Genomic DNA, 24,979 nt, shown 5'->3' with positions numbered 1-24,979 from the left:
TTCGAACGATCTTCTGGGACTCCTCGGAGGCTCACACGAGGTCCTGGCACCGGAAACCTCCCACCTCTCCAAGGGGACCCGCACGTGACGGAACAACCGCAGCCCTTCCGCGACCCGCGGCTGCCCTTCGCCCAGCGCATCGACGATCTGCTTCAGCGCCTCACGCTCGACGAGCGGATCGCGATGCTGCACCAGTTCGCCCCGGCGGTCGACCGGCTCGGGCTCGGTGCCTTCAGGACCGGCCAGGAGGCCCTGCACGGCGTCGCCTGGATGGGACCGGCGACGGTCTTCCCGCAGGCGGTCGGGCTCGGGGCCACCTGGAACGACGAACTGGTGCGCCGGGTCGGCGAGGCGGTCGGCAACGAGGTCAGGGCCAAGCGGGCCGAGGACGACCGGGTCGGGCTCAACGTCTGGGCCCCGACAGTGAATCTGCTGCGCAACCCGCTGTGGGGGCGCGGCGAGGAGGGGTACTCCGAGGACGCCGCCCTCACCTCCGCCATCGCCGTCGCGTACACCCGGGGGCTGCGCGGCGACCATCCGCACTACTGGCGGACCGCCCCGGTCCTCAAGCACTGGCTCGCCCACAACAACGAGACCGACCGCGACACCGCCTCCTCCTCGGTCCGCCCGCGGGTCCTGCACGAGTACGACCTCAAGGCCTTCCGCGGCGCCGTCCGGGCAGGCGCGGTGGCCGGGGTCATGCCCGCGTACAACCTGGTCAACGGCCGCCCCAACCACGTCTCGCCGCTCCTGTCCCAGCAGTTGCGCGGCTGGACCGACCACTCGCTGGTGGTCTGCTCCGACGCGGGCGCCCCGTCCAACCTCGTCGACTCCGAGCACTACTTCGACACCCACGAGGAGGCGACGGCCGCCTCCCTGCGGGCCGGCGTCGACAGCTTCACCGACCACGGCCAGGACTCCGCCGTCATGACCGGCCGCATCCGAGGAGCCCTGGAACGCGGACTGCTCGACGAGCACGACATCGACACCGCCGTCCGCAGGCTGCTCGAACTTCGCTTCTCGCTCGGCGAGTTCGACCCCGGCCTCGACCCGTACGCGGATGCCGCCGACTTCGACACGGCCGGCCACCGGGCGCTCGCCCAGGAGGCCGCCGAGCAGGCCGTCGTCCTGCTCAAGAACGACGGGCTGCTGCCGCTGGACCCCGACGCCGGGAAGACCCTCGCGGTCGTCGGGCTGCTCGCGGACGCCTGCAAGCTCGACTGGTACAGCGGCACGCTGATCCACCGCTCCACCCCGCTCGACGGGCTCCGGGAACGCTTCGGCGCCGAGCACATCGTGTTCACGGAGGGCGCCGACCTGGTCCGGCTGAAGTGCGCGGACGGCTGGCTCCAGGTGCCGGCCGCCGATACCGGCCAGGAACCGGTACGCGGCGCGGAGGGCGCCCTCGACCCGGCGCTCCTCGCGGGCCGCACCGACCTGCCCCCGCTGACCTGCGGCGACACCCCGACCGAGCTGGCGCTCGTGGACTGGGGCAACGGTGTGATCACCCTGCGGGAGCCGGACGGCCGCTACCTGTCGGTGGCCGAGGACGGCTACGTACGCGCCTCCGCGGACGAGCCCGGCGGCTGGATCGTCCAGGAGACGTTCCGCCTGGAGGCGGTGGCGGGTCATGCGGGCGGTCACCGCCTTCTGCACGTCGCAACGGGTAGGTATGTCTCTGTCGCCGCCGACGGCGTAAAGGTTGCCGCCCCCGGCGAAGAAATTTCCGGACCCGCGGACCCCGTCGCGACGGTCTTCGGGATCGAGGTGACCGAACGCGGAGAGGACGCCGTGGCCCGCGCCGCCGCGGCGGCCGACACCGTGATCGTCGTGGTCGGCAACGACGCCCACATCAACGGGCGCGAGACCGAGGACCGCACCACCCTCGACCTGCCCGCCCAGCAGGAACGCCTCTGGCGCGCCGCCCACGCCGCCAACCCGCGCACCGCTCTCGCGGTCACCTCCGCCTACCCGTACGCCCTCACCGACGCGGCGGCCACGCTCCCCGCGCTCCTGTGGACCGCGCACGGCGGGCAGGCCGCCGGAACGGCGCTCGCCCGGGTCCTGGCCGGCGACGTCTCCCCGGCCGGCCGACTGCCGCAGACCTGGTACGCCTCCGACGCGGAACTGCCCGGCCTGCTGGACTACGACATCATCGGCTCCCGCCAGACCTACCTCTACTACGAGGGCACGCCGCTCTACCCGTTCGGCCACGGCCTCTCGTACAGCGACTTCACCTACAGCTCCCTGACCGCCGAGCGCGAGGGCGAACTCCTGCGGGTGTCGCTGACCGTCACCAACACCGGCGCCGTCGCCGCCGACGAGGTCGCCCAGCTGTACGTACGGGCCATCGCGCCGTCCGTCGTGCGGCCGCTGCGCCAACTGGCCGCCCACCGCAGGCTGCACCTGGCACCCGGCGCCGGGCAGCGCGTCGACCTCACGGTCCCGGTCGCCGAGCTGGGCCACTGGGACGTGGCGCACGGCCGCTGGACCGTCGAGCCGGGCGCGTACGAGATCCAGGCCGGCGCCTCCAGTACCGACATCCGGATGGTCGCCGTCGTCACCGTGGCGGGCGAACCGGCCGGACCCCGGCCGGTCCTGGCGCGCGGTCTGGAGGCGGCCGACTACGACGAGCAGCTGGCCACCGAGATCACCGACCGGACGAAGACGGACGGCGACGCCGTCACCGCCGTCGCCGAGCGCAACGAACTCCTCTACCGCCGCTGCGACTTCGGATCCGGAGTGCGAGGGGCCCTGGTGTCGGCGTCGGGGGAGGGGGCCGTCCGCATCACCGTCGCCGGCACCACGGTCACCGTCCCGGTGGCCCCCACCGGCGGACCGTACGACTACCGCACCCAGCAGGCCGCCCTCGCCGCCTCCGGCGTCCACGACCTGCGCGTCACCCTGGACGGCACCGTCCGTCTCGCCCGGATCACCTTCACCGGGGACACCGAATGAACCGGTCCGCCCCGCGAACCCCCGTACCGGCCAGCCCAGTTGCCCCCGGCAAGGAGTCCTCATGAAGTTCACCGACGGCTTCTGGCTCATGCGTGAGGGCGTACGCGCCTGCTACGCGACCGAGATCCGCGATCTGCGCGTCAGCGCCGACCGGTTCACCGCCTACGCGGCGGTCAAACCCGTCGCCGAACGCGGCGACACCCTCAACACCCCCCTGATCACCGTCGAATGCTTCTCCCCGGCCGAGGGCATCATCGGCGTGCGCGCCACCCACCACGCCGGGGCGGTCAACCGCGGACCCGACTTCGCCCTCCCCGGCCAGGATCAGGCAGCCGCCGGGGCCCGGACCCGGCGGGAGGGCGCCGTCACCGAGCTGACCAGCGGACCGCTCACCCTGCGCATGGACGGCGACGGGCCGTGGGGCCTAAGCTTCCGCGACGCCGACGGCCGCCGTCTCACCGGCGTCGGCACCAAAGGCACCGCGTTCGCCACCGCCCCGGACGGCACCCACCACATGGTCGCCCAACTCGCCCTGGACATCGGCGAGAACGTCTACGGTCTCGGCGAGCGCTTCACCCCGTACGTGAAGAACGGCCAGAGCGTCGACATCTGGCAGGCCGACGGCGGTACGAGCAGCGAACTGGCCTACAAGAACATCCCGTTCTACCTCTCGTCCCGCGGCTACGGCGTCTTCGTCAACCACCCCGGCAGGGTCTCCTTCGAGATCGGCTCGGAGTCGGTCGGCCAGGTGCAGTTCAGCGTCGAGGACCAGTCGCTGGAGTACTACATCGTCGCCGGGCCGACCCCCAAGGAGGTGCTGGCCCGCTACACCGCCCTCACCGGCCGCCCCGCGCTGCCCCCGGCCTGGTCCTTCGGCCTCTGGCTGACCACATCGTTCTGCACCTCCTACGACGAGGAGACCGTCACCTCGTTCGTCGACGGCATGGCGAAACGTGAAATCCCGCTCTCCGTCTTCCACTTCGACTGCTTCTGGATGCGCGAGTACCAGTGGTCGGACTTCCTCTGGGACCCGGACGTCTTCCCCGATCCCGAAGGGATGCTGGCCCGGCTCAAGGCGCGCGGACTGCGGATCAGCATGTGGATCAACCCGTACATCGCCCAGAAGTCCGCACTGTTCGCGGAGGCGGCGGAGCGCGGCTACCTGGTGCGCAGGCCCAACGGTGACGTCTGGCAGTGGGACCTGTGGCAGCCCGGCATGGCCCTGGTCGACTTCACCGACCCGGCCGCGCGCGAGTGGTACAGCAGCAAGCTCCGGGTCCTGCTCGACCAGGGCGTCGACTGCTTCAAGACGGACTTCGGCGAGCGCGTGCCCACCGACGTGGTGTGGCACGACGGCTCCGACCCGGAGCGGATGCACAACTACTACGCGCAGATATACAACCGCACGGTCTTCGAGCTCCTGGAGAAGGAGCGCGGACGCGGCGAGGCGGTGCTCTTCGCCCGCTCGGCTACCGCCGGCGGCCAGCAGTTCCCGGTGCACTGGGGCGGTGACTGCTTCGCCTCCTTCACCGCGATGGCCGAGTCGCTGCGCGGCGGCCTCTCGCTGAGCCTGTCCGGTTTCGGATTCTGGAGCCACGACATCGGCGGCTTCGAGGGCACCCCCGACCCCGCGGTCTTCAAACGCTGGCTCGCCTTCGGCCTGATGTCCACCCACAGCAGGCTGCACGGCAACGTGTCGTACCGGGTGCCGTGGGCGTTCGGCGAGGAGGCGGTGGACGTCACCCGGAAGTTCACCCTGCTCAAGCACCGGCTGATGCCGTACCTGTACGGGGCCGCTGCCACCGCCCACCGGACGGGCGTCCCGATGATGCGCCCCATGCTGCTGGAGTTCCCGGGCGATCCGACGACCCGGATGCTGGACCGCCAGTACATGCTCGGACCGGATCTGCTGGTCGCACCGGTCTTCACGGAGGACGGGCAGGTCGAGTACTACGTTCCCGAGGGCACCTGGACGTCACTCCTGACCGGCGAGACCGTCACCGGGCCGGTCTGGCGCCACGAGACCCATGGCTTCGACAGCCTGCCGATCCTGGTGCGGCCCGGAGCGGTGCTCCCCTGGGGCGCCGACGACCAGCGCCCGGACGCCGACTGGCTGGACGGGCTCACCCTGCGGGCCTTCGGTCCGGCGGCCACCGCCGGCGACACCCTGGTCACGGTGCCGGACCTGACGGGCGCGACCGCCGCCACGTTCCGGGTCGTACGGGACGGGGAAGCCCTGAGTATCACTGCCGAGGGCACCGACCGGCCCTTCCGCGTGGTCGCCGAGGCGACGGGAGCCACGGGGGAGGGGACGGGCACGGTGACGGTGCGGGACGCCTGAGAGGGGCGGGGCGGGGGTGGTCGTCGTCGCACCCCCGCACCGCACCGCCCGCACCGCCCGCACCGCGCTGCGCTCAGCGTGTCGCGTCGGCCAGGGCCCGGTCGGCCGCGGCGCGGGAGGTGTGCCACAGGGTGGTGACCGGCTCCCACACCCGGATTCCGCGGTCCATGCCCACCGCCGCGGCCCCGAACGTGACGCCGTGGTGCGAGGGGTCCGCCGCCACGGACAGGGTGCGGACGACATGCCCCTCGGTGGTACCCGGCGCCGCCGTGCGCACGGCGGCGTACCCGCGCTCGCCCGGCGACAGCACGTACGAACCACTCGTGGCCGGCGGCACTGGCTCGGCCGAGCCGTCCAGCCCCCGGAAGGTGACGGTCGGGATCCGGTCCACCACACAGGCGCTGCCGCCCCGGTTGGTGACGGTGATCCGCGCCGCGTTCCGCTGCCCGCCGGGCGAGGCGGTGACGCCGAGGGCCTTCTCCTGGCAGACGCCCGGACGGGCCGCGGTACCGGCTGAGGCGGCCCCCGGGGCGGCGGACGCGCCGGTGGCCGTCAGGGCCACGGCGGCTGTCGCGGTGAGGGCGGCGGTGAGAGCGGAGGACATACGCATGATGTTTCTCCCCTTGGATCGACAGCCTGCGGTCGTGGCCGGAGGGCCCCGGCGGCCGGTACGGCCGACAGGGACATTCTGAACGGGATGGCACGTTCCTGGCGATAGATCGGGCATATCGGTTCAATATCTGTCGACCCGCCCCCCGACGTCCCCGAACGAATGCGACTCGCCTATTTGCCTAAAGGTATTAGGAATCTGCATAATGGTTGATGCCTAGTGAAGGGAAGACCATGGTGCGCGCGGGGCTGACCGCTGAACGTCTGGCGCAGGCCGGAGCGGAGCTGGCCGACCAGGTCGGCTTCGACCAGGTGACCGTTTCGGCGCTCGCCCGGAGGTTCGACGTCAAGGTCGCGAGCCTGTACTCGCATCTGAAGAACTCCCACGACCTCAAGACCAGAATCGCCCTGCTCGCCCTGGAGGAGCTCGCCGACAGGGGCGCCGCCGCACTGGCCGGGCGGGCGGGCAAGGACGCCCTCAGGGCTTTCGCGGACGTCTACCGCGACTACGCCCGCGAGCACCCCGGCCGTTACGCCGCGGCCCAGCTGAGGCTCGACCCGGAGGCGGCAGCCGTCAGTGCCGGCGGCAGGCACGCGCAGATGACCCGGGCCATCCTGCGGGGCTACGACCTGACCGAGCCCGACCAGACGCACGCCGTCCGGCTGCTGGGCGGCTTCTTCCACGGCTACGTCAGCCTGGAGATGCAGGGCGGATTCAGCCACAGCGCCCCCGACTCGCAGGAGAGCTGGTCACGGTCCCTGGACGCCCTCGACGCGCTGCTGCGGAACTGGCCCGCGCCCTGACCGCAGTCCCGTACCGGCCGGCGGTGGCCGCCCCCCGGCGAGACCGAACACCTCGACGTTCTGAGCAACAGGTAGAGACATCAGGTAGAGACATGCAGACTGAAACCGACTGGATCACCACGCCGATCACCGCCGAACTCCTGCGCGGGGCGCTGGACCTGGAGCAGACCGAGCACGGGGTGCGCCCGCACCGGCTGCCCGCCCGTGCCCGCGCGCAGTGCGCCGACGGGCAGCTGGCCATGGCGGAGGCCCAGCCCTCCGGCGTACGGCTGGTGTTCCGTACCGGGGCCACCGCGATCGAGCTGGACGCGCTCCGTACCAAGACCGCCTACCAGGGCGCGCCGCCCCGCCCGGACGGCGTGTACGACCTGCTCGTCGACGGCCGCCTCGCGGGGCAGGAGAGCGTGACCGGCGGCAACGTCCTCCTGGTCGACATGACGGCCGGGACCGCGGAGACCCGGCCCGGCCCGGTCGGCACCGTACGGTTCGCCGGGCTGCCCGAAGGCGTCAAGGACGTCGAGATCTGGCTGCCGTACAACGAGACCACCGAACTCGTCGCCCTGCGTACCGACGCCCCGGTCGAGCCGGCACCCGACCGGGGCCGCAAGGTGTGGCTGCACCACGGCAGTTCGATCAGCCACGGTTCCGACGCGGCGAGCCCGACCACCACCTGGCCCGCCCTCGCCGCCTCGCTCGGCGGGGTGGAGCTGATCAACCTGGGCCTGGGCGGCAGCGCCCTGCTCGACCCGTTCATCGCCCGTGCGATGCGCGACACCCCCGCGGACCTGATCAGCGTCAAGATCGGCATCAACCTCGTCAACACCGACCTGATGCGACTGCGGGCCTTCACCCCGGCGGTGCACGGCTTCCTCGACACCGTCCGCGAGGGGCACCCCACCGCGCCGCTGCTGGTCGTCTCGCCCGTCCTGTGCCCCATCCATGAGGACACCCCGGGTCCGAGCGCCCCGGACTTCAGCAACCTCGGTGAAGGAAGGCTCCAGTTCAAGGCCGCGGGCGACCCCGCGGAACGGGCCGCCGGAAAGCTGACACTCAACATCATCCGGGAGGCCCTGAGCAGCCTCGTCGAGCAGCGGTCGGCCGACGACCCGAACCTGTACTACCTCGACGGACGCGGCCTGTACGGCCGGCAGGACTTCGCCGAACTGCCGCTGCCGGACCAGCTCCACCCGGACGCGGCCACCCATCGCCGCATGGGCGACCGCTTCGCCGCGCTCGCCTTCGCGCCCGGCGGCCCGTTCACCGCCGACCGCGCCTCCTGACCGGACGGCCGCTTTCCCGGCCGGACGGGCAACCGGCATCATGGGCAACCCGTCCCAGCGCACCCGGAGCAACCGATGCCGTCGCACAGCTCTCCCCGGATCCTCGTCTTCACCCGCACCACGGACTACCGCCACGAATCCATCCCCGACGGCATCGCCGCGTTCCGCGGACTCGGTGCGGAGCACGGCTTCGCGGCCGACGCGACGGAGGACCCGGCGGTGTTCGAGGACGGGCTGCACGGCTACGCGGCGTTGGTCTTCCTCTCCACCAGCGGGGATGTCCTCACACCCGCCGGGCGCACCGGGCTCCGGGCGTACTGCGCGGCGGGCGGCGGCTTCATGGGGGTCCACGCGGCGGCCTGTACCGAGTACGGCTGGCCGTTCTACGGAGAGCTGCTGGGCGCCCGGTTCGACCGGCACCCCGCGTTCCAGCCGGGCACCCTCGTGATCGAGGACCACGAGCACCCGGCCACCGCCCATCTGGGCGGCACCTGGGAGTTCAGCGACGAGTGGTACGAGTTCCGGGAGAACCCGCGCGGCCGGGTGCGGGTGCTCGCCTCGGCCGACGCATCCTCCTACGAGGGAGGCACGGGAGAGGACCACCCCCTCGTCTGGACCCGTGAACACGGTGGGGCGCGGGTCTTCTTCACCGCGCTCGGCCACGCCCCGCACGCCTACACGGACCCGGACTTCCGGGCCCATCTCCTCGGCGGAATCCGCCATGTGACAGGCCGGGGCCCGGACTCCCCGACTCCGTGAACCGGCCGTTCCGGCCTGCCGGAACCTTCGCGCCGTCGGCCGGGCCGGGGTGTCCGGTCCGGCCGACGGCCCTTCGTCAGACGCCCGGCGGGACCCGGGAGGGGCGGCCGTTGCCGCGGGTCAGCGAGTAGCCGAAGACGGCCGCGAGCGCGCCCAGCACCCCGCCGCCGACGGTCCACAGCCAGCGGTCGGTCCACCAGCCGGAGGCCCAGCCGTCCTCGGGCTCACCGGCGAGCGGCACGGCCGAGGCGCCGTCGGCGGCCTGCTCGACCGAGGAGACACCGGGCACCAGTGGCTTGGAGAGCGTGCCGTCCACGTCCCCGGCACCGCCCTTCCCGGCCGACGTGACCTCGACCTCGGTCCGCACCGGCAGACCGAGATCCGCCGAGGGCAGATCGACGACCGTCAGGCGGACGTAGTAGCTGCCGGGCAGCGGGTCGTTGGCCCACGGCTCGGACCAGGCCCTGACGGTACGCAGGACACAGGTCAGCTCGACCGTGGCGGCGTCGGCCGCGGCCTTGCCGGTCTGCTTGCCGTACATGCAGGCCTGGCGGCGGCGCAGCCCGTCGTACACGTCGACCTGCCAGGTCGACGCGCCGTGCCGGGTGGCGGTCTCGGGCAGCGTGACCTTCGCCTTGACGGTGGCGCGCTGGCCGGCGTCGGCCGGGAACACCCAGTACAGGTAGTCGCCCGTGGAGCCGCCCGCGGTGGCGGTCTGGTTCTGCTGGATCGCGGTGGCGGTACGGAAGGCGGTGCCCGCCTCCGTGGGGCCGGAGCCGTCGCCGGAGGCGCTGGGGCTCGGGCTCGCCGACGGGTCGTCAGCGACGGCGGCTCCCGCCCCGGTCAGCAGGGCGAGGCCGGTCAGCAGCGCACCCGCGAGTACACGTGTCGTACGGATCATCGGTTGGTCCTCCAGACAGCGACGCGCCAGCGCGAGATCCAGCCGGTCAGCAGGCCCGCGATCAGCCCGGTGAGGGCGAGCACGCCGAGCAGCCACCAGCCGCGGCCCAGGCCGAACGCGGCGACGTCGGCCGCGTTGTCGGGGCCGTCCACCACGTCGACGGTCAGCTCGACCGGCATACCGGGAGAGGTCTTCACCGAGGCGGGCGCCGAGAAGGAGTTGCTGATCTGGAGGCAGACGGTCTCCGCGACCGGCTCGTCGTCGTTGTCCTGTTCGGGCTTCGGGTAGCGCAGCCCGGCCGAGATGGCGTCGGTGCGCCCGGTGCCGGACTCGGAACCTCTGACGATCTCCCGGCCGTGCACGGTCACCGCTCGCAGCAGCGTCCCGTAGTCGTTGTTCACGGCGCGGTCCGCGAGGACGCTGACCGAGGCGCGCAGCTCCTGGCCGGGCAGCACGTCCACCCGGTACCAGCGGTGCTCGCCGAACTTCTCGCGGTCGGTGTAGAGGCCCGCCTTGAGCTTCGGGGCGTCGGTGCAGCTGTCCGCGCCCTCGGCCGCCACCGGGGTGACGACGGGCTCGGCGGCCCGGTCGACCAACTGCTTGACGCGGCCGGAGAGTTCATCGGTGTGCTTGACGGCGGTGTAGGTGCCGCCGGTGGCCTCGGCGATGCAGGTCAGCTGCTTGCGGATCTTCTCGTTCGGCACCAGGCCGAGGGTGTCGATGACCAGGTGGATGCCGCGAGCGGCGATGTCGCGGGCCACTTCGCAGGGGTCGAGCGGGCCACAGGTGTCCTCGCCGTCGCTGATCAGCACGATCCGGCGGGTGGAGTCGCCGCCCTCCAGATCGTCGGCGGCGCCCAGCAGGGCGGGTCCGATCGGGGTCCAGCCGGTGGGGGCCAGGGTGGCGACCGCGGTCTTGGCCTCGGTGCGGTCGAGCGGGCCTACCGGATAGAGCTGCTTGGTGTCCTTGCAGCCGACCTTCCGGTCGTCGCCCGGGTAGTCGGCGCCGAGGGTGCGGATACCGAGCTGCACCTGCTCGGGCACCGCGTCCAGGACCTCGTTGAACGCCTGCTTCGCCGCGGTCATCCGGGACTGGCCGTCGATGTCGCGGGTCCGCATGGAGCCGCTGACATCGAGCACCAGCTCGACCTTGGGGGACGCTTCGGTGGGGGTTTCATCGGCCGCGGCGGGGAGGGCCGAGCCGAGCCCGGCGGTCAGGGTGGCGAGCAGAATACCCACCCCGACCGTCAGCCTTCTTCTTATGATCATCGCCGGATAGTAGTGAACATCAGTTCGCTACCTCAAACCGGTGCGCCGACCGCCGCGCCCGCTTGTGCCGGACGTGCGACGGAATGTGACAGCGGGTCAGTCCCGCGGCCCGGTCGGTCACGATCCCCGGCGGGCCCGGCCCGGCGTGCCCGTGGGTTCAGCCCTGTGGCCGGTCCGCGCCCAGCAGGGGCCCCGCCGCCCGGTCGAGTACCGAGCCGATCCGCTCCCAGGTGGTCAGATCCCGTTCGACCGCTTCCAGCAGCAGGTCCTCGCCGGTCTGCCAGCCGGTGGCGATCGCGACCGGATCCGTACCCGTGGCGGCCGACGCCGCGAGGGCCGCCGCGCCCACGGCGACGAGTTCCCCGTTGGCCGGCACGGTCACCGGCCGTCCGGACAGGCGTCGTACGGTCTCCACCCACTGGTGCCCCTGGGCGCCGCCGCCGATCAGCAGCAGCGGCCTGGCCGCCACCTCGGGGTCGGCCGGGTCGAGCCCGCACGCCCGGAGCAGTTCGTCGAGCGCGCGCAGCACGGTGTAGACGGCGCCCTCGTAGGCGGCGCCCAGGAGCTGCTGGGGGGTGGTGTCGTGCCGCAGTCCGGTGAGGAGGCCGGCGGCGGTGGGCAGGTCGGGGGAGCGTTCGCCGTCCAGGTAGGGCAGGACCACGGCCTCACCGCCGGGTGCGGCGTCGGCGCGGTCCAGGCCGAGGAGCGCGGCGACCTTGTCCACGGCGAGCGTGCAGTTGAGGGTGCAGGCCAGCGGGAGGTAGGTGCCGTCGGCCGCCGCGAAGCCGGAGAGCGCGGGCGAGGCGGGCCTGGTCCGGGAGGCGGCGAAGACGGTGCCGGAGGTGCCGAGGCTGAGCACGGGGTGGTCCAGGAGTCCTTCGGCGCCCAGGCCCAGGCCGACCGCGGCGGCCATGTTGTCGCCGGTGCCCGCGGCGACGGGGATACCGGCGGGCAGGCCGAGTGCCTCGGCCGCCGTGGTGGTCAGCGAGCCGATGTGGGCCGCCCCGCTCGAAGCCACCTCGGGCAGCAACGTGGGCTCGATGGAGAGGAGTTCGAGCACCTCGGGATCGTAGGCGCCGGTGGCGGTGGAGTACCAGCAGGTGCCGGACGCGTCGCCGGGGTCGGTGACGGCGCGGCCGGACAGCCGCTCGGTCAGGAAGTCGTGGGGCAGGCGGATCGCCGCGGCCGCCGCGGCGGTGGCCGGTTCGTTCTCCCGCAGCCACTGCCACTTCGACGCCGTCATCGCGGCCACCGGTACCGATCCGGTGCGCGCGGTCCAGGCCTCGGCCCCGCCCAGGGCGGCGGTGAGGGCGGCGGCCTGCGGGGCGGAGCGGGTGTCGTTCCACAGGAGCGCCGGGCGCAGCGGGCTGCCGTCCGCGTGCAGCACGACCAGGCCGTGCTGCTGGCCAGCCACGGCGATCCCGGCGACGGCCTCGGCGGGGACGCCGGACTCCTTCAGCCCGGCGGCGACCGCGTCGCGCAGCGCCTGCCACCACACCTCGGGGTCCGTCTCGCGGGCCCCGGCCTCACCGGTGACGACATGGGGGGCGCGGCCGACGGCGAGCAGCCGGCCGGTCGTGATGTCGACGAACGCCGCTTTGGTGGACTGGGTGGAGCTGTCCACACCGATGACGACGGTATGCGGCGGCATGGCTGACCTCATTCTCTGGCCTCAGGGATCCCGCGCTGCGGTTCTCGCTCTGCGGGTATTTGATCGTACGAGGAACAAATTAGGTGATCGAACCTGCGGAGAACAGGGGGAAGAGTGGATTTCCGACGGGCGGGTGGCGCGGACACGGCGTAGGGGGTTACGTCGCCGGGGTGGTCCGTGCATGATTAGTCATGACAGTGAACAAATTGAGGTTCGGCCGCTCGACCGGCTGCGGACCCATGGCACCGAAGGCGGATGGACCATGACCGAAGGCTTCACCCCCACCCCGCAGGACAAGTTCACCTTCGGCCTGTGGACCGTGGGCTGGCAGGGGCGCGACCCGTTCGGCGACGCGACCCGTGCGGCGATCGACCCGGTCGACTCCGTACAGAAGCTCGCCGAGCTCGGTGCCTACGGTGTGACGTTCCACGACGACGACCTGATCCCGTTCGGCTCGACGGACTCCGAGCGCGAAGGCATCGTGAAGCGGTTCCGGCAGTCGCTGGACGCGGCCGGTCTCAAGGTTCCGATGGCGACGACGAACCTGTTCACGCACCCGGTGTTCAAGGACGGCGGGTTCACGTCCAACGACCGTGACGTGCGCCGGTTCGCGCTGCGCAAGGTCATCCGCAACATCGACCTCGCTGTCGAGCTGGGCGCCGAGACGTACGTGGCGTGGGGTGGCCGTGAGGGGGCGGAGTCCGGCGGGGCCAAGGACGTGCGGGTCGCGCTGGACCGGATGAAGGAGGCGTTCGACCTGCTCGGCGAGTACGTCGTCGGTCAGGGCTACGACCTCCGGTTCGCCATCGAGCCCAAGCCGAACGAGCCGCGCGGCGACATCCTGCTGCCGACCGTCGGCCACGCCCTGGCCTTCATCGAGCGCCTGGAGCGCCCGGAGATGTACGGAGTGAACCCCGAGGTCGGCCACGAGCAGATGGCCGGGCTGAACTTCGCCCACGGCATCGCGCAGGCGATCTGGTCGGGCAAGCTCTTCCACCTCGACCTCAACGGCCAGTCCGGCATCAAGTACGACCAGGACCTCCGCTTCGGCGCCGGCGACCTGCGCCAGGCCTTCTGGCTCGTCGACCTGCTGGAGACGGCCGGCTACGAGGGCCCGCGCCACTTCGACTTCAAGCCGCCGCGGACCGAGGACTACGACGGGGTCTGGGCCTCCGCCGCGGGCTGCATGCGCAACTACCTGATCCTCAAGGACCGGGCCGCCGCCTTCCGCGCCGACCCGGCCGTGCAGGACGCGCTGCGCGCCTCCCGGCTGGACGAGCTGGCGCAGCCCACCGCCGCCGACGGCGTGGCTGGGCTGCTGGCCGACCGCTCCGCCTACGAGGACTTCGACGTGACGGCCGCGGCGGAGCGCGGCATGGCGTTCGAGGCCCTGGACCAGCTGGCGATGGACCACCTGCTCGGGGTCCGCTGACCCTGCCGCACGGGGTGAGGCCGTGACGGAGGGGACGGACGCGCCGCACGCGTCCGTCCCCTCCGCCCGCCCGCGTTCAACGGTCCGTGGTCCGGCCCGCGTACGCCACCGGGTCGGCGAGCACGTCCGTCATGACCAGGGCCGCCGCACCCCGTGCCGCGTCCCCCGCGACGGACGAGGCACGCAGCCTGCCGCTGCCCGGGGACCACAGCCCGGACACCACCCGGTCCGTCAGCTCCTGGTCGACGGGCGGCGACAGCCACGGCATCAGGTTCCGGTAGATCCCGCCGAGGACCACCGCGTCCGGGTCCAGCAGATTCACCGCCCCGGACAGCACCCGGCCCAGCATCCGGCCCGCCCCGGCGACCGCGGCCACCGCCCGCTCGTCGCCCGCACGGGTACGCCGCTCCAGCTCGGCGACCCCGACGCCGCTGCCGGTCTCCTCGATACCGGCGGCCCGCAGGAGCGCCGCCTGCCCCGCGTACTGCTCCAGACAGCCGCGCGAACCGCACCGGCACTGCGGCCCCTCCGAGTCCACCACCACATGCCCGATCTCCCCGGCGAACCCGTGCGCCCCGCGCAGCAGCTCGCCGTTGATGACCAGGGCGCCGCCGACGCCGATCTCGCCGGTCAGATAGAGGAAGCTCCGGATCCGTTCCAGCCCGCCGAACCACAGCTCGGCCAGCGCCGCCAGATTGGCCTCGTTCTCCGAGCTCACGGTCAGCGGCTCGTGGCCGGGGCGCTCGGCGGCCAGTGAGGCCGCGAACAGCTCCTGGGCCGGGACCTGGTTCCAGCCCAGGTTCGGGGCCTGGCGCACCGAGCCGCCCGAGACCAGACCGGGCAGCGCCAACGTGACACCGACGGGGAACAGCTCCTGCCCGCCCGCCGACTCCAGGGTCCGCGCGGCGATCCCGGCCGCCCGCGCCAGCACCTCGGCGGGCGGCGCGCCCCGGTTGTCGAGGTGCTCGGTGAGCCGGACCCGGCCGGTTCCGGCCAGGTCGACGACGCACACCGACACATAGTCGATGTTGACCTCGACGCCGAGCCCGGCCGGACCGGTACGGGCCATCTTGAGCGCGGTGCCGGGCCGGCCCGCCTGCCCGCTGAACGTCTTGCCGGACTCGGTGAGGAACCCGCTGTCGAGCAGCTGCTCGACGAGCGAGGACACGGCGGCCCGCGTCAGCCCGACCCGCGCGGCGACCCCGGCCCGGGTCGCCTCGACCTCGCCCTCGTCGCGGACGGCCCGCAGCACGAGGCTGAGGTTGCTGCGCCGGACGGTGTCCTTGTCGGCCTTGGGCCCCAGAGGCGTGAGGTTGTTCTTCATATCGGTGCCGAGCCTATGCGATCCCGTACCTCCGTACGGTCGGGATGCGGTGCGCACCGGCCCCGGCCACGCCCTGCTCAAGGGGCGTGGCCGGGGCCGGTGCGCTCAGGCGGCGGCCCCGCGCTCCTTGAGCATGTCCGCCATGAGCGCGATCTCCGACCGCTGGCCCAGCACCATGCCGGATGCCAGGTTCCTGATCTCGTCGGTGCCCGCAGCGGCCGCGGCGGCCTGCGCCATGTCCGCACCGGCCCGGTGGTGCGCGGTCATCAGCCGCAGGAACAGCACCTCGGCCTTCCTGCCCTTCGCCGCCCGCAGCGCGTCGAGTTCGGTGTCGGTCGCCATGCCGGGCATCAGCGCCCCGTCGCCGCGCGGGGTGAACGTGTGGCCCATCCACTCCATGGGCGGGCCGGGCGAACTCTTCGCACGGCCCCACATCTCCAGCCAGCCCAGCATCATGCCGCGCTGGTTGGCCTGGGTGTTGATGATGTCGAACGCGAGCCGGCGCACCGCCTCATCGGTGGTCCGGTCCCGGACGATGAACGACATCTCGACCGCCTGCTGGTGGTGGACCGCCATGTCACGTGCGAACCCCACGTCCGCGGAGGCCTCGGCGGGAGCGGACGCCGCTGCCTTCGCGGCCGGGGCCGAGGCTGAGGGGCGCGCCTGCATGAGCGCGATCAGGGCCAGCGCCAGCAACAGCAGAGCGCCGCCGGCCAGCACCAGGGGGCGGGACGTACGTGCCGAGGAGGTCACTTGGCGATCCCGCCGCTGCACGCGGCGCCCGGCTCGGGGGTCTGCGGGCCCTGGACGTACTTGGTGAAGAACTGCGCCACCCGGGCGTCGGCGGCGCTCTTCACGGTCAGCTGCTTCCCCCAGGCGCTGAGCATCAACGGGGCGGCCTGGTCCTCGACGGGGCTCATCAGGGAGTACGCAGTGGCCGAGACCCGTTCACCGAGCTTCTTGATGTCGGCGGGCTTCGCCTTGCCGGTGTACGTGACCCAGACGGCGCCGTGCTCCAGCGAGTGGACCGCGTTCTCCTTCGGTATCGCCTCCGTGTAGACGTCGGCGTCGCAGTTCATCCACACCGGGTTGTGGTCGCCGCCGACCGGCGGGTTCATCGGGTAGTCGACCTTCTTGTCGACGTGCTCCCGCGAGAGCTTGTCCCAGCTCTTCTCGCCCTCGACGGGTGAGGACATCGCGGCCGTCTCGGCCTTGTCCTGCTTGTCGGAGGCGTTCATCAGATAGCCGCCGCCCGCGACGAGACCGGCCACGACGACGACGGCGGCGGTGATCGTCACGACGCGGCCGCGGCGCTCTCGGGCCCGCTCCTTGCGGCGGGCCTCGTCCAGCTTGGCGCGGCGGGCGGTGGCAGGCGTGGGCTGTTTCTTGGCGGAGGCCATGGAGGTTCCTCGGGTTCGGTGAGCCGGACGGTTTGCAGGCAGGTGAATGTGCCCCCGGAGACAGGGGGACGGGCTGCTGCACGACCTAGATCCGTTGAACCTGAAGGCGCACGTGGTCGACGTCGCCGGCGGAGTCGTCGGAGGGGCCCCGGATACGTTCGGCGCCGGTGAGGGAGCCGGCCGGGAGGACGACCGGGGCGCAGGGGAGCGCGGCCGGTGCGGGCGGGGTGGGCAGTACGACCGGCGTCGAGTGCTCGGGTGTGATGTGGCAGGAACTCCCGGCACCCCGGTCTCCCGGGGCGTCGGCCACCACGATCCGCGCCGCGGCCTCGGGCACCGGAGTGATGGCCCGGGGAGCGGAGAGGGCGGCGGCACCGTGCCGTGCCTCGGCGGACTGCGCCGAGGTGAGCGAACAGCACGACACCATGGCGAGCAGGACGAACACCCAGCCGAGCAGCACCGAGGCGCGGGCGTCGCGCACCCGGTCGGTTCGTTCACTCGGCCTGTTCATCCCGGACATCCTACCGGTGCGTGAACTTTCAAGGAGTGAAATCGCGGTTCGGGAAGCTGTGGATGTGCGGGGAGGGGGTTCCGCCGGCGACGTGGCGAGATAGTGTGCCCCGGTGACAACGCACTCGAACGTATCTGCGGGCTGGTATCCGGATCCGCACGGCGCGCCCCAGCTGCTGCGCTACTGGGACGGCTCCCAGTGGACCGAGCACACCAACCCGGCGGGCGGACAGCCGCAGGCTCCGGCCCAGGGCCAGGCCCCCGCTCAGGCGCAGGCACCGCAGCAGCAGGCGGCCCCGCAGCACCAGCAGCAGGCGGCGGCCCAGCAGCCGGCCGGGGTGCCCCAGCAGGGGGCCCACCCCCAGCAGGGTGGCGCCCCGGGTGCGGGCTCGCTCTTCAACCAGCAGGTCCTGGTGGTGAACCAGAAGGCCAAGCTGATCGAGGTGACGAACGAGTACAGCGTTTTCGACCAGCACGGCAACACCGTCGGCTCGGTCGTCGAGGTGGGCCAGGGCGCGTTCCGCAAGGTGGTGCGCTTCCTCACCAGCATCGACCAGTACCTGACCCACCGTCTCGAAATCCGTGACGCCTACGGTCAGCCGCAGCTCCTGCTCACCCGCCCGGCGAAGTTCATCAAGTCCCGGGTCATCGTGCAGCGGCCGGACGGCGCACAGGTCGGCGAGATCGTCCAGCAGAACGCCATCGGCAAGATCAACTTTGCGATCATGGTCGACGGGCAGCAGGTCGGTGCGATCAAGGCGGAGAACTGGCGCGCCTGGAACTTCGCGATCGTGGACCACAACGACGCCGAGATCGCCCGGATCACCAAGACCTGGGAAGGCCTCGCCAAGACGCTGTTCACCACGGCGGACAACTACGTGCTGCAGATCCACTACCAGCTGCCCGAGCCGCTGCTGAGCCTGGTGATCGCGACGGCGCTGACCGTGGACACCGCCCTCAAGCAGGACTCCCGCGGCCTCGGCTGAGTCCGGCCCCGCGTACGCGACCGCCGGGCCGTCCTTCTCGCTCCCGTGCACGCTCTGCGGCGGCCCCAGCCTGGCGAACACCGCCGCGAGGATCACCGCGGCCAGTGCCCCGGCGGCCACGCCGCTGCCGAAGACCGTCCGGGCCCACACCGGCATCCCCGCGTACATCTCGGGGGCGAAGACCGGCAGCAGCCCGACGCAGAGCGCGAGCGCGACCACGATGCCGTTGGTGCCGTGCGTGAGGTCCTCCCGGCTGAGCATGCCGAACCCCATCGTCGCGATCACCGCGTAGATGATCAGCCCCGCGGCGCCCACCACCGGCTCCGGGATGGCGGCGAGCAGCCGGGTGAGCGGTGTGATGAGACCGCACAGGATCAGCAGCACCCCCGCGCCCGCCGTGACGAACCGGCTGCGCACCCGGGTCAGCTGGACGATGCCGATGTTCTCGGCACTGGTCACCATCAGCGACGTACCGAAGACCCCGGCGCCCAGCGAGGTCACGGCGTCCGCGCGGGAGATCCGCGGCACGTCCCGGGCCGCGTCCGGAGTGCGCCCCACCGCCTCACTGTTCAGGACGGTCTGCCCGGTCGCCTCCGCCAGCGAGGCGAGCGCGAACACCAGCAGCGGCACGGCGGCCAGCAGGTCGAAACGCGGCGTGCCGTACGGGAACGGGTCGGGCAGCGCGAACGTGCTGCCGTGCGCCATGTGGAACGCCGTACCGCTGACCGCGGCGACGAGCGTGCCTCCCACGAGACCGAAGAGCACCGACATCTGCCGCCAGACACCGCGCATGAACAGGAAGAACAGGGCGATGATGCCGAGCGTGGTGAAGCCGAGCCCCGGCCCCGACGCGATCATCGGCGCGGTGATCTTGATCATGTTGATCCCGATCAGGACCACCGTGGTGCCCATCACCAGCGGCGGGAAGAACCGCACCAGCCGGCCGTAGAGCGGCAGCACGGCGATCAGGAAGACCGCCGCGATCAGCACCGAGCCGGAGGCGGTGGCCGGCCCGTGCTCCTTGGCGACCTGGAGGAAGATCGCCACCGCCGCGCCGCCCGGCAGCATCAGGAACGGCAGCCGGGCGCCGATGCGCAGCGCCTTCACGCCCAGCGACTGGAGCAGTGCCCCGACACCGCACAGCGCGAGCGTGGCGCTGAGCAGCGACGCCGTCTGGGACGCGGTCAGCGACAGCGTCGTGCCGATCAGGATGACCGAGGAGACGGGGGCGGCGACCCCGGCGAGCAGATGCTGGAAGGCCAGCGGGACCAGCCGGGGGAGTGGGAGCCGCTCGTCGACCGGCGCGACGGACGGGACCGGGCCGGCGGGGACGGCCGTGTCGGGGACGGGGGAGGCCATGGTCCGGCTCAGCCCTTCGGGACGTCGAGCCAGGGGAGTTCCCCGGCCGAGTAGCGGTAGGAGCGGAACACGGCGTTGGGTTCGGAGGGGAACAGCTTGCGCACTTCTTCTTCCCGGTAGCCGCCGAAGAACGGCACGATGTACTCCCAGCACAGATAGCCGTCCCGGGTGACCTCGAAGAGGCGTCCGGCCGGGGAGTCCGTCACCAGGGTGTTCCCGTTCGGCAGGCGCTGGGCGCTGCCCATGAACGGAGCGAAGAACGACTCGCGAGCCGGGTCGTGGTACTCCCAGACAATGGTGCCACTCGACCGTTCGATCTCGATGACCCGGCTGAACGGCACGTCCCAGTGCGGGCGGAAGACGCCGTTGTCGAAGACCAGGAAGTTGCCGTTCTCCAGCTCGGTCGGGCAGTGCTGCTGCGATACGACGCCGGGCTCGCTGCGCCAGATGATCTCGCCGGTCTCCCGGCTGATGACGATGACGGCGGAGGCGGAGCGCAGGCTCGCCAGGATGTTGCCGTCGCTGGTCGGCAGCACGCTGTTGATCAGCGGGTAGTGCTCGCGCGAGTAGTCGGGGTGCAGCGGGAAGGCCTCGTGGTCGAGGTGCTCGGAGACCTTCCACTCCCAGACCGTGGTGCCCTCGGCGTCCACCTCGACGATGGTGTCCGCCCAGACCGTGCCGCCGGGCTCCGAGCCGGGGACCCCGCCCCGGACCGCGGCGGCGGCCTCGCCGGTCAGCGACTCCAGCGCCGCGTACAGAAGCCGGCCGTCGCCGTAGTGGTACGCGTCGTGGTGCTGGTAGCGGTCGCGGTGCTCGCGCACGACGGTGCCGTCGGGGGTGATCTCCTGCATGATCCCGCCGCGGTACTTGTGCCACATCGGGAAGAGCGCCGGCTCGTCCGGGAGGACGCCGCTGTACGCGAGATTGCCGTTGGGCAGGATCCTGGCGTGCCGTCCCGGCCGGTGCGGGAGGTTCCACTGGTGGACGACCGCACCGCGCATGTCGATGAGGTACACCTCGCCGCCGCCGGTCAGCGGGGCGAAGAGGGTGTACCCGCCGTAGGAGGCTTCCTCGTCCAGGGCTATGAGCCCGGTGCCACGGCGCCGTCGCTGGTTCTGGTCCACGAGGGGCATGGATCGGTCCTCCCGGTTAACTTTATTAGGTGGGACTTAAAAGATTAACCGGCCCGGTAGGCTGCTCACTGCCCCGCCGGCTGTGGTGTGCGGCACGCGGGACACGGAGTGAGTGAGATGAGCGAGGCGGACACCCCACTGGTGGGCCCGGGAATTCGCCGACGGCGCCGCGCCCTTGAACTGACCCTCGCGGAGGTCGCGCGACGGGCCGGTCTCTCCACCCCCTTTCTCAGCCAGATCGAGAACGGCCACTCCCGGCCGAGCATGGGATCGCTCCAGCGCATCGCGGACGCGCTCGACACGACCGCGGTCCAGCTGCTGGCCACGGCGGAGGCGCCCCGCCCCGTCGATGTGGTGCGCGGCGCCTCCGCGTCCGTACGGGAGACCGGCGCGGAGGGCGGCGACGGCCTGATGCGTCCGCTGGTGCGCGGCCATCAGCGCCTGCACGCCCTGGAGTTCACCGGGGACCACGACTGGGGCCGGGAGTTCAGGCACCGGAACGACGAGATCCTCTACGTCGCCGACGGCGGGGCGGAGGTCGAGGCGGACGGCCACTTCTACCGCCTGGAGCGCGGTGACACCCTCTACTGCGCGGGCGGCCTCGTCCACCGCTGGCGCCCGATCGAACCGGGCACCCGCGTCCTGGTGGTCGGCATCGCGGACCACGTCCAGGCGACGGACGAACAGAGCGGCTGACCGGGGCGCTCAGCCGGCGGGGTGCGGGAAACCGCCCTACCCGCCCGTCCGGTGAATGCCGAACACGGCACCCTGCGGGTCCCGGATCACGGCGATCCGCGGGCCCTGCGGAATGCTCGCGGGCGGCATCAGCAGATCGCCGCCGGCCCGCTGCGCCGAGGCGGCCGCCGCGTCGACGTCCGTGACCACGAAGTACGGCAGCCAGTGCGGCCGCACCTGCGGCGGGAACTTCTCGTCCATCGTCAGCACGCCGCCGAAGTCCGCGCCGTCGATGCCCCACTGCGGGTACGACTCCGAGGCGCTGACCGTCCAGCCGAGGACGGCGGGATAGAAGGCGAGCGTCGGGTCGGTCTCCCGGGTGACGAGCTCGGCCCAGCCCAGCGTGCCCGGGTCGTTGAACAGGTCGGCGCCCGCGAACGCGCGGCCCTGCCACAGCGAGAACACCGCACCGGACGGGTCCGCGGCCACGGCGAACCTGCCCTGGTCGAAGACGTCCATCGGGCCGACCAGCAGCGAACCGCCCGCCGCCGTGACCTTCTCGGCCGAGGCGTCCGCGTCCCCGGTGGCGAACGAGACCGTCCAGGCCGGCGGCTGCTCCGGCTGGTAGACCGGGCTGAGCGCGGCGACGCGGGCATCGCCGAGATGCGCCACGGTGTAACCGCCCGCCTCCTCGCGCGGATCGGTCTCGCACCGCCAGCCGAAGAGCGCCGCGTAGAACGTCTTGGCCGCCGGGACGTCGGAGGTGCTCAGCTCGATCCAGCAGGGACCACCGGGCACCGGTGCGGTGAGCTTCATTCGCTTCCTCCGTGTATGTATCGGTCTGTGTGACTCTCCTGCCTGTGTGAACGCTATGGCCGTACGCGGCGGCGGGCCATCGGTGCGGAGATCCTGATCGAAGTGTTTTATATGTGTAATACCTGCTAACGTATTTGAGTGAGCGATACAACTACGCCGCCCCGTCGGCAGCCCTCCGTCCGCAGACTCCCCCTGGCGGCCCCGCTGCGCCTGGCCCGGCCCTCGGACATGTGGCTCAAACCGGCGTCCAGCGTGGTCGTGGCCACGGCGATACCCAACCTCGTGCTGTTCTCCGTCGACCGCCTCGACCTCGTGATGTACACGATGGCCGGCTCGCTCTGTGCGCTCTACGGCCACAGCCTGCCGTACGCGCGACGCGCCCGGACCGTCGTCGGGGTCGTCCTCGGGATGCTCGCCGGCCTGGCGGTGTCCCTGGTCACGGCATCGCTGACCGATTCCACCGCCGTCCTGATCGCCGTCGGCGCACTCCTGGCCGCCGGGCAGAAGCTGCTCTGCGACGCGACCCGGATCGGGCCCCCCGGGCCACTGATCTTCACCTTCGTCAGCTCCGCCGCCCTGTTCGCCCCGCAGCAGTTGGCCCAGGTGCCCGGCCATCTAGCCCTGACCCTCGGCGCGGGCGCGGTCTCCTGGCTGGTCACCGTCGCCGGTCCGGCGCTGATCCGCCGCGAGGGGCCCGAGCGACACGCGACGGCCCGCGCCTTGAACGCCGCCGCGGCCTACGCCGCCGAGCCCGGTCACCGCACCCGGCGCGCCGCGGTCGCCGCCGTGCACGCGGCGTGGCAGACCCTCATCGCCGCCGGACGCCCCACCCCCGTACGCCGCGCCCTGGAACGCCTCGTCGTCCACGCGGAGGCCGCACTCTCCGCGGGCGCGCCGGCCGCGGGCGGCGGAACCCCTGTCACCGACCCGGCCCTGCTGCGCGATTGGGCCGCGCGGACCCGGGCCCGCGGACCGGTGCCCACCCCGCCGGCCGCCCCCGGAACGGCCGCCGAACTCCTCGGCATCGAAGCCGAACGCGCGGTCCTGCGCCCCACCGCCCCCGGAGCGGCACGCCGCGCACTGCTGCGCCGCCTCGGCCCCGGGTCCCCGCTGCTGCCGATCGCGGCCCGCGCCCTCATCGGCTGCGCCCTGGCCGGCTATGTCTCGTCGGCCGCCGGCGTCGGCCGCCCCTACTGGGCGATCGTCACCGCGGCCTCCCTCTGCCAGGCCAACGTGACGCTCTCCTGGAACCGGACGCTCCAGCGCACCCTCGGCAACCTCCTCGGCGTCCTCGTCTTCGCCGCCGTCCTCCCGGTGACCCGGACCGACCCGCTGGCCCTGATCGGCTGCTGCCTCTTCTTCAGCTTCGCCGCCGAGGCACTGATCACCCGCAACTACTGGCTCGGCTCCGTCGCCGTGACCCCGATGGCCCTGCTGGTCCTGGAGTACGCCGGCTCCCACCCGGCCGGTGAACTCATCGGCGACCGGGTCCTGGACACCGTCATCGGCGCCGCCGTCGGTTTCCTCGCCGCGCTGCTCGTCACCAACCGTCGCGCCGCCGGCCGGGTGGAAACGGCACTGGCGGCCACGGAACTGGCCCGCGCCCACGCCGTGCGGACCCTCGCGGCTCCCGGCCCCGGCGCCCTCGAAGCCGCCCGCCGCGGGCTCACCGGATCACTGGTCGAACTGCGCGAGGCGGACGACACGGCGGCCGGCGAATGGTGGCAGCGCGACCTGCCCCAGGAGGAGGTACTCGCCGCCGAGCAGGCCGGACACCGTACGCTCGCGGCGACAGCAATACGGCAGGGGCCGATCGCCCCGGCCCCGGAGAACGGAGCGGTGTGACCGACGACATCGTCGCCTCGGTGGTACGGCAGTGGCGGGCAGTGAACCCGGACCTCGACACCGGACCCATGGAACTCATCGGCCGGATCAACCGCTGCGCCGCCCTGCTCCAGCAGGCCGAGGACGCCCCGCTGCGGGCGGCCGGACTGACCCGCGCCGAGTTCGACCTGCTCGGCGCGGTGCGCCGCACCGACCGTGAACTCACCCCCGGCGAACTGGCCAGGGAGACGTTCTCCTCCGGCGCGGCCGTGACCAAGCGCCTCCGGGTCCTCCAGGAGCGCGGCCTCACCGACCGCCGCAGCGACGACCGGGACCGCCGGGTCGCACACGTCCGGCTCACCGACGAGGGGCGGGAGCTCGTCGACGGGCTGCTGCCGCAGCAGCTGGCGTACGAACGCGCGGTGCTCTCCGGTCTCGACGCGGAGTCCCGCGACCGGCTCAGCGCGCAGCTCAGCGAGTTGCTGGTGCAGTTGGAGGGGCGCATCGGAGGCGCCCGCCGCTGACCGCCCCAGGCGCGGCGCCCCCGTCAGGCTCCTTGCGCGGGCGCCCGGCCGGCCGGGCCGAGGAGTGCGGCCGACCGCCGCAGCTCCTCGGCGCGACGTACCAGTGAGGCGTCGTCGCCGCGGTGAGCGGGTGCGCAGGCCACCAGCGCGAGCCGGCCTCGGGGGCTGGAACCGGCCAGCGGTACGGCGACGGTGTTCATGCCCGGCACCGACTCGCCACGGCCGGGCGCGTACCCGCACGAGTTCGGGACCGGCCGCGTAGCCGCGGCCCGAGGAGTCCCGGATCGCGAAACCGAGCCCCTCCAGTGTGCTCCATCCGCGTGTCGGTCATGAATCTGTTCCTTTCGATCCACTTCGATCACATGTGCCCTTGTCCCGTGGTCCGGTACGGAATGGGCCGCTCAGGAGCTGACGCGCTCGCCGGA

The 24,979-nt window shown here is 72.3% G+C and carries 21 protein-coding genes and 1 pseudogene; 10 read left to right on the top strand and 12 right to left on the bottom strand.

Annotated elements, in window-relative coordinates; all coding sequences use genetic code 11:
- Positions 1 to 84 precede the first annotated feature (84 nt).
- Positions 85 to 2,958: a glycoside hydrolase family 3 C-terminal domain-containing protein gene (locus ACZ6S6_RS06345; protein ID WP_469704165.1), complete on the top strand. Its 2,874-nt coding sequence runs from the start codon at positions 85 to 87 to the stop codon at positions 2,956 to 2,958.
- 61 nt (positions 2,959 to 3,019) lie between these two features.
- On the top strand, positions 3,020 to 5,299 hold the full coding sequence (gene yicI, locus ACZ6S6_RS06340) for an alpha-xylosidase (protein ID WP_469704164.1): 2,280 nt from the start codon (positions 3,020 to 3,022) through the stop codon (positions 5,297 to 5,299).
- Between the two features lie 73 nt (positions 5,300 to 5,372).
- On the opposite strand, the gene ACZ6S6_RS06335 is transcribed toward yicI, so the two are convergent.
- Positions 5,373 to 5,909 (bottom strand): DUF4232 domain-containing protein, encoded by a 537-nt coding sequence (locus ACZ6S6_RS06335; RefSeq protein ID WP_469704163.1) that lies wholly within the window; start codon positions 5,907 to 5,909, stop codon positions 5,373 to 5,375.
- Between the two features lie 233 nt (positions 5,910 to 6,142).
- Between ACZ6S6_RS06335 and ACZ6S6_RS06330 the strand changes: the two genes are divergently transcribed.
- The 3 genes from ACZ6S6_RS06330 (at position 6,143) to ACZ6S6_RS06320 (ending at position 8,751) form a co-directional block, all read left to right on the top strand.
- Positions 6,143 to 6,712, top strand: coding sequence for a TetR/AcrR family transcriptional regulator (locus tag ACZ6S6_RS06330; protein ID WP_362954528.1), 570 nt, complete (start codon positions 6,143 to 6,145; stop codon positions 6,710 to 6,712).
- A gap of 92 nt (positions 6,713 to 6,804) precedes the next feature.
- The gene (locus tag ACZ6S6_RS06325) at positions 6,805 to 7,992 is read left to right on the top strand and encodes a GDSL-type esterase/lipase family protein (RefSeq protein WP_469704162.1); all 1,188 of its coding nucleotides are present in this window, start codon (positions 6,805 to 6,807) and stop codon (positions 7,990 to 7,992) included.
- Positions 7,993 to 8,067: 75 nt separating this feature from the next.
- Positions 8,068 to 8,751 (top strand): ThuA domain-containing protein, encoded by a 684-nt coding sequence (locus ACZ6S6_RS06320; protein ID WP_469704161.1) that lies wholly within the window; start codon positions 8,068 to 8,070, stop codon positions 8,749 to 8,751.
- A 76-nt stretch (positions 8,752 to 8,827) separates the two neighbouring features.
- Here ACZ6S6_RS06320 and ACZ6S6_RS06315 read toward each other — a convergent pair whose 3' ends face one another.
- The 3 genes from ACZ6S6_RS06315 to xylB all read right to left on the bottom strand — a co-directional run bounded on the left by ACZ6S6_RS06315 (position 8,828) and on the right by xylB (position 12,571).
- Positions 8,828 to 9,652: a hypothetical protein gene (locus ACZ6S6_RS06315; RefSeq protein WP_469704160.1), complete on the bottom strand. Its 825-nt coding sequence runs from the start codon at positions 9,650 to 9,652 to the stop codon at positions 8,828 to 8,830.
- Positions 9,649 to 10,920: a VWA domain-containing protein gene (locus tag ACZ6S6_RS06310; RefSeq protein ID WP_362954231.1), complete on the bottom strand. Its 1,272-nt coding sequence runs from the start codon at positions 10,918 to 10,920 to the stop codon at positions 9,649 to 9,651. The genes ACZ6S6_RS06315 and ACZ6S6_RS06310 overlap by 4 nt, the downstream gene beginning before the upstream one ends.
- Before the next feature lie 157 nt (positions 10,921 to 11,077).
- Positions 11,078 to 12,571 (bottom strand): xylulokinase, encoded by a 1,494-nt coding sequence (gene xylB / locus ACZ6S6_RS06305; RefSeq protein WP_469704159.1) that lies wholly within the window; start codon positions 12,569 to 12,571, stop codon positions 11,078 to 11,080.
- Between the two features lie 262 nt (positions 12,572 to 12,833).
- Between xylB and xylA the strand changes: the two genes are divergently transcribed.
- Positions 12,834 to 14,003 carry a xylose isomerase gene (gene xylA, locus ACZ6S6_RS06300; protein ID WP_469704158.1) on the top strand — a complete coding sequence of 390 codons (1,170 nt, stop codon included), beginning with the start codon at positions 12,834 to 12,836 and terminating at the stop codon, positions 14,001 to 14,003.
- A 76-nt stretch (positions 14,004 to 14,079) separates the two neighbouring features.
- Here the strand turns inward: xylA and ACZ6S6_RS06295 are convergent, their stop codons facing one another.
- From ACZ6S6_RS06295 to ACZ6S6_RS06280, 4 genes are all read right to left on the bottom strand, one after another.
- On the bottom strand, positions 14,080 to 15,327 hold the full coding sequence (locus ACZ6S6_RS06295) for an ROK family protein (RefSeq protein WP_362966671.1): 1,248 nt from the start codon (positions 15,325 to 15,327) through the stop codon (positions 14,080 to 14,082).
- Positions 15,328 to 15,432: 105 nt separating this feature from the next.
- Positions 15,433 to 16,080: a DUF305 domain-containing protein gene (locus ACZ6S6_RS06290; RefSeq protein ID WP_469704157.1), complete on the bottom strand. Its 648-nt coding sequence runs from the start codon at positions 16,078 to 16,080 to the stop codon at positions 15,433 to 15,435.
- On the bottom strand, positions 16,077 to 16,727 hold the full coding sequence (locus ACZ6S6_RS06285; protein ID WP_469704156.1) for a DUF3105 domain-containing protein: 651 nt from the start codon (positions 16,725 to 16,727) through the stop codon (positions 16,077 to 16,079). Before ACZ6S6_RS06285 ends, ACZ6S6_RS06290 begins: the two co-directional genes overlap by 4 nt.
- An 85-nt stretch (positions 16,728 to 16,812) precedes the next feature.
- Positions 16,813 to 17,238: a hypothetical protein gene (locus ACZ6S6_RS06280; RefSeq protein ID WP_469704155.1), complete on the bottom strand. Its 426-nt coding sequence runs from the start codon at positions 17,236 to 17,238 to the stop codon at positions 16,813 to 16,815.
- Positions 17,239 to 17,350: 112 nt separating this feature from the next.
- On the opposite strand from ACZ6S6_RS06280, the gene ACZ6S6_RS06275 reads away from it, so the two are divergent.
- Positions 17,351 to 18,223: an LURP-one-related family protein gene (locus tag ACZ6S6_RS06275; RefSeq protein ID WP_469704249.1), complete on the top strand. Its 873-nt coding sequence runs from the start codon at positions 17,351 to 17,353 to the stop codon at positions 18,221 to 18,223.
- Between the two features lie 99 nt (positions 18,224 to 18,322).
- Here ACZ6S6_RS06275 and ACZ6S6_RS06270 read toward each other — a convergent pair.
- Positions 18,323 to 19,582 (bottom strand): annotated as a pseudogene (locus ACZ6S6_RS06270) (uracil-xanthine permease family protein); the annotation flags it as partial.
- A gap of 8 nt (positions 19,583 to 19,590) precedes the next feature.
- Positions 19,591 to 20,715: an aryl-sulfate sulfotransferase gene (locus ACZ6S6_RS06265; RefSeq protein ID WP_469704154.1), complete on the bottom strand. Its 1,125-nt coding sequence runs from the start codon at positions 20,713 to 20,715 to the stop codon at positions 19,591 to 19,593.
- A gap of 117 nt (positions 20,716 to 20,832) precedes the next feature.
- Between ACZ6S6_RS06265 and ACZ6S6_RS06260 the strand changes: the two genes are divergently transcribed.
- Positions 20,833 to 21,411 (top strand): helix-turn-helix domain-containing protein, encoded by a 579-nt coding sequence (locus ACZ6S6_RS06260; protein WP_362966661.1) that lies wholly within the window; start codon positions 20,833 to 20,835, stop codon positions 21,409 to 21,411.
- A 36-nt stretch (positions 21,412 to 21,447) separates the two neighbouring features.
- Here ACZ6S6_RS06260 and ACZ6S6_RS06255 read toward each other — a convergent pair whose 3' ends face one another.
- Complete coding sequence (locus tag ACZ6S6_RS06255; RefSeq protein ID WP_469704153.1) at positions 21,448 to 22,206, bottom strand: VOC family protein; 759 nt, start codon at positions 22,204 to 22,206, stop codon at positions 21,448 to 21,450.
- A gap of 228 nt (positions 22,207 to 22,434) precedes the next feature.
- Here ACZ6S6_RS06255 and ACZ6S6_RS06250 point away from each other — a divergent pair, with 228 nt between their 5' ends.
- Both ACZ6S6_RS06250 and ACZ6S6_RS06245 read left to right on the top strand, forming a co-directional pair.
- Positions 22,435 to 24,051 carry an FUSC family protein gene (locus ACZ6S6_RS06250; RefSeq protein WP_469704248.1) on the top strand — a complete coding sequence of 539 codons (1,617 nt, stop codon included), beginning with the start codon at positions 22,435 to 22,437 and terminating at the stop codon, positions 24,049 to 24,051.
- On the top strand, positions 24,048 to 24,554 hold the full coding sequence (locus ACZ6S6_RS06245) for a MarR family winged helix-turn-helix transcriptional regulator (protein WP_123464309.1): 507 nt from the start codon (positions 24,048 to 24,050) through the stop codon (positions 24,552 to 24,554). Before ACZ6S6_RS06250 ends, ACZ6S6_RS06245 begins: the two co-directional genes overlap by 4 nt.
- Before the next feature lie 23 nt (positions 24,555 to 24,577).
- On the opposite strand, the gene ACZ6S6_RS06240 is transcribed toward ACZ6S6_RS06245, so the two are convergent.
- A complete protein-coding gene (locus tag ACZ6S6_RS06240; RefSeq protein ID WP_469704152.1) occupies positions 24,578 to 24,754 on the bottom strand; it encodes a hypothetical protein in 177 nt (58 codons plus the stop codon).
- Between the last annotated feature and the right edge of the window lie 225 nt (positions 24,755 to 24,979).

The sequence above is a fragment of the Streptomyces sp. NPDC048671 genome (assembly GCF_055587045.1).
The sequence above is the reverse complement of the archived record's forward strand: the minus strand, read 5'-3'. Positions and strand labels throughout refer to the sequence as shown.